At 63.3% G+C, this 4395-nt stretch carries 4 protein-coding genes; all 4 read right to left on the bottom strand.

Going from position 1 to position 4395, the window contains the following annotated elements:
• The coding region (locus PVW46_RS23995) for a S41 family peptidase (protein WP_274578020.1) at nucleotides 1-929 on the bottom strand (929 nt) is incomplete at its 3' end.
• 199 nt (nucleotides 930-1128) lie between these two features.
• A complete protein-coding gene (locus PVW46_RS23990; protein ID WP_043137159.1) occupies nucleotides 1129-2544 on the bottom strand; it encodes a uracil-xanthine permease family protein in 1416 nt (471 codons plus the stop codon).
• 50 nt (nucleotides 2545-2594) lie between these two features.
• Nucleotides 2595-3080, bottom strand: coding sequence for an ureidoglycolate lyase (locus PVW46_RS23985; protein WP_069210920.1), 486 nt, complete (start codon nucleotides 3078-3080; stop codon nucleotides 2595-2597).
• The coding region (gene puuE / locus PVW46_RS23980; RefSeq protein ID WP_274578018.1) for an allantoinase PuuE at nucleotides 3077-4395 on the bottom strand (1319 nt) is incomplete at its 5' end. The genes PVW46_RS23985 and puuE, both read right to left, overlap by 4 nt.

Here is a 4395-nt window from a genome sequence, read left to right as displayed (position 1 = left end):
ATCTCTTCCCCGATCAGGACGAGCCGTTCTCCCAGGCGGTGCTTCAGGATGGCGGTGAAGACGATAGCGGCAGAGAAGGTGAATTTGTCGATGAGCAAACCGACCCGCCGGCCTTCCGCACCCTCAGAGATCGCGTCGATCAAAGGCATGGTCTGAAGAAAGTCGCCCCCTGTATTTCCGCGAACGTCAATGATCAGGGGCGTGCCCGGGCGCGATCTTACCACGTCTGCAGCCTCGGAAACTGCAACCGGAAGTGCGGTTTCGCCGGGGTCGAAGAAGCTCGGAAGGGCCAATAAGATCCCGGGTTGACCAAAGTCTTTCGTCCTCAGAAAGGATTTGGGCGTCCAGGATGCGTCGGCTTTTCCGTGTTCACCGCGAGGATAGAGCGTGGAGCCGGGCACCAAATTCGCGGGATTCAGAAGTAGTTCGCTGAGCTCCCCCGTCCGGCTTCGTACCCGGTATTCGATTGCGTCGCCGCCCGAAAGAACGCCCAGGTGCCGCAATGCACTTGGCCATGCAAACAGGATTGGCCCGATGACGCGTTTTCGTTGCGGCGTCCCCGCCAGAAATTTCTCTGCGGCAACCTCGATTTCGCCTACGGGAACACCATTGATGGATATCAAATCGCCCCCAATCGCATCAGAGAAACCCGACGCGGCGTCGAGCAGGCGCACAGTGGTGCCGATGGTTGCGAACCTTAGAGGGAGAACCAAGATGGCATCGTTTGGGATCAGGCGCGTGTGACCGTTCCCCGGCAAAGCCAGAAGGCGCATCAGGGAAAGCAGGAACGCATCCTTCGAGTTCGCGAGTGCATTTTGCCGGGCTTCGTTGATGTGAAATTCCAACTCCTCGCGTCCGACCAGTCGGAAGCTGGGGTCGGCCGGAAGGACCGAGGTCACTATCTGCTCTAGGTCTTGGATCATCGTCATACGTCACTGTGTAGTCATGTGTGCCGCATTGTCCAAGATGGCCTCGGAACAGACGTTGCAGGGGCTGACAATATATCCGGTCGGGAGCTTTTGGTTGCCGTGGAGACCCCTTCGCATGGGGAGTGCAACGGCAACCGGGAGATGATGCAAAAAGGCCCGCTGGACACCAGCGGGCCTTGGTCGTTTCTCGTGGAGTAGATCAACTCTGCTTGAGCGATCCGTCCCCGTGGCCGGCCATTCCGCCCGAGACTTCTTCGGTGGACTCATCGGCGAGTTCGTGCGGCAGGACCAGGTTCAGCACGATGGCGATCAGGGCCGCGGGCAGGATGCCAGAGGTTGCCAGCACCTTGACCGTTCCGGGCAGGTACTGCAGCGCGTCGGGTTCAAGCTGCAGGCCCAGGCCCAGCGACAGGGCAATGGCAAAGATCACCATGTTGCGGCGGTTCCAGTGCACGTCCGACAGCATCGAGACACCCGCCGCGACCACCATGCCGAACATCACGATCACGCCGCCGCCCAGAACCTCGATCGGGACCGAGGAGATGATGGCGCCGATCTTGGGCACCAGGCCGCAGAGGATCAGGAAAAAGGCGCCGATGGTGACGACGGTCCGGCTCATGACGCCGGTCATGGCGATCAGGCCGACGTTCTGGCTGAACGAGGTGTTGGGCAGGGCGCCGAACAGGCCAGAGATCGCCGTGCCGACACCGTCGGCAAAGGTCGCGCCCTGGATTTCTTTGTCGGTCGCCTCGCGGCCCGCGCCGCCCTTGGTGATGCCCGAAACGTCGCCCACGGTTTCCACCGCCGAGACGAAGGACATCAGGCAGAAGCCGACAACCGCCGCGACAGAGAACTCAAGGCCGAAATGCAGCGGGTTCGGCAGTGCGAAAGGCGCGGCGCGGCCGACGTTGCCCAGGTTCACCTGACCCAGCACGAAGGCCAGCGCATAGCCCACGAGCAGGCCCACCAATACGGCCGAAACCGACAGCATGCCACGGGCAAAGAACTTCAGCCCCAGCGTCACGAAAATCACCGTACCCGCCATCAGCCAGTTGATGCCCGATCCGTATTCGGGCGTGCCGATGGCCGGAACGCCGCCCGCCGCGTACTGAACCCCGACCTTGACCAGCGCCAGACCGATCATGGTCACCACCAGTCCGGTGACCAGCGGCGGAAGGGCAAAGCGGATCTTGCCGATGAAAAGGCCCAGCGTTGCGTGAAACAACCCGCCGACCAGAATACCGCCCATCAGCACGGCGATGGCATCCACGCCCTTGCCCGCGACGAGCGGGATCATGATCGGAATAAAGGCAAAACTCGTGCCCTGCACGATCGGCAGCCGCGCCCCGATGGGGCCAAGTCCGATGGATTGGAACAGCGTCGCGATGCCGGCAAAGAACATCGACATCTGGATCATGTAGATCATTTGCGGAAAGTCGGGCGAATTCGAGCCAAAGCCAAAGCCCGCCGCGCCGCAGACGATGATGGCCGGGGTCACGTTCGAAACGAACATGGCCAGGACGTGCTGGATCCCCAGTGGCACCGCCTTGGCGATGGGCGGTGTGTAATTCGGGTCGCGGAGCTGCTCCGGTGTCCCGATGGATGTATCGGCCATGTTCTTTCCTCCAATGAATACGGGTGCCGGCTCCTCCTCCGACTGCCCATTCAGGTTTTGATTTCGTAAGGCGCCTCGAACCAGTGTTCTTCCAGGTTCGGCCCCTCTCCGATCCGGTCCACCACCGCGAAAAGACCGGGCGCCACCAGCGGCGTCAGGACGCCGTGCCAGGTTCCGCGGTGAAAGTTGACGGCCTGCCCGGGGGCGCTCAGGAAGGCGCGCGGGGTGCCCGGTTTGCCGCCTTCGTCCCCGGCGACGACAACCAGGAAGCCGTCCATGCTCATGGGAATGAAGCATTGGCTGCCGTCGGGATGCCGTTCGACCATGTCCAGTTTCAGGGGCAGGTTGCGCGGCTCTGCCTTGAACAGGCTGACGCCTGCGCGCGCGTCGGCAAAGTCCAGCCGCGCGCGGTCGTGGTAGCGGCCGCAAAGTCCCTGGTTGATGAGCTTGTCTGCCTCGCCCGCCGTGTCGAGCACGTCGCCGAAACCGGCAAAGGCCTCGCGGGTCAGGGGCTCTGCGACGATGCTGCGGCTCATGCGGCGAACTTCTCTTCCAGGCGCAGCTCGGCGATGCGCTCCACCTGGCGACAGGCCTCTGCGAATTCGGTCTCGCGGTCGTTGGCGACCCGGCGTTTGAAGGCCTCCATGATCGTGGCCTTGGTGTTGTCGCGGACCGCGATGATGAAGGGAAAGCCGAACTTGTCCGTGTAGGCGGTGTTCAACTCGGTAAAGGTGGCGCGTTCCTCGTCGGTCAGCGCATCAAGCCCGACAGAGGCCTGTTCTGCCGTCGATTCCGCCGTCAGCCGCTTGGCCTCGGCCAGCTTGCCGGCAAGGTCGGGGTGCGCGGTGAGCACGCCAAGACGCTTGTCCTCGTCCGCGGCGCGGAACACGCGTGCCAGCGCCGCATGCACGCCCGTGGCGGTGTCATGGGTCGGACCCAGTTCCAGCGCAAAGGCGCCCTCGGCAATCCAGGGGCTGTGCTCGAAGATGCCACCGTATTCCGCCACAAAGCTGTCGCGGTCCATCTCGGAGGGGCGTTGGCGGGTCATCGGCGGGTGCTCCTTTGTCCAGTGTTCAGCGATCTGCAGGCGCGTGGCGAACCAGACACCCTCGTGGGATTGCATGTACGCCAGCGCGCGTTTCAGCGCGGCCATCCGGCTGGGCCGGCCGACCAGGCGGCAATGCAGGCCGATCGACATCATCTTGGGGGCGCCCTCTGAGCCCTCGGCGTAGAGAATGTCGAAGGAATCCTTCAGCATCGCCTCGAACGGGTCGCCGTGTGTGAACCCGGCCTGGATCGCAAAGCGCATGTCGTTGCAATCCATAGTGTAGGGCACGATCAGCTGGTCGCGGCCGTTCGCCCGGTGCCAATAGGGCAGGTCATCTGCGTAACTGTCTGAAATATAGGCGAACTGACCCTCATCTGCGGCCAGATCGACCGTGTTCATGGAGCAGCGCCCGGTGTACCAGCCGCGCGGCGGTGTGCCGGTGACCTCGGTGTGCAGCGCGATCGCCTCGCGAATCTGCGCGCGTTCCTCTGCCTCGGTCATGTCCTTGTGTTCGATCCACTTCAGCCCGTGGCTGGCGATCTCCCAACCGGCCTCTTTCATGGCCTTGACCTGTTCCGGGGCCCGCGCCAAAGCCGTGGCGACGCCGTAGACGGTCACCGGCAGGTCGCGCAGGGCGCGGTGCACCCGCCAGAACCCGGCGCGCGCGCCGTATTCGTAGATCGATTCCATGTTCCAGTGGCGCTGTCCCGGCCAGGGCTGGGCGCCGGTGATCTCGGAGAGGAAGGCCTCGGAGGCGGCATCGCCATGCAGGGTGCAGTTCTCGCCGCCTTCCTCGTAGTTCA

Source organism: Mameliella sp. AT18 (assembly GCF_028807275.1).
GTDB lineage: Bacteria > Pseudomonadota > Alphaproteobacteria > Rhodobacterales > Rhodobacteraceae > Antarctobacter > Antarctobacter albus.
This window is presented reverse-complemented; position numbering and strand designations above follow the sequence as displayed.

Bases quoted from the DNA above. Each gene is read 5' to 3' on its own strand.
- PVW46_RS23990 (WP_043137159.1), bottom strand. From the start codon at position 2,544: ATGGCCGATACATCCATCGGGACACCGGAGCAGCTCCGCGACCCGAAT.
- PVW46_RS23985 (WP_069210920.1), bottom strand. From the start codon at position 3,080: ATGAGCCGCAGCATCGTCGCAGAGCCCCTGACCCGCGAGGCCTTTGCC.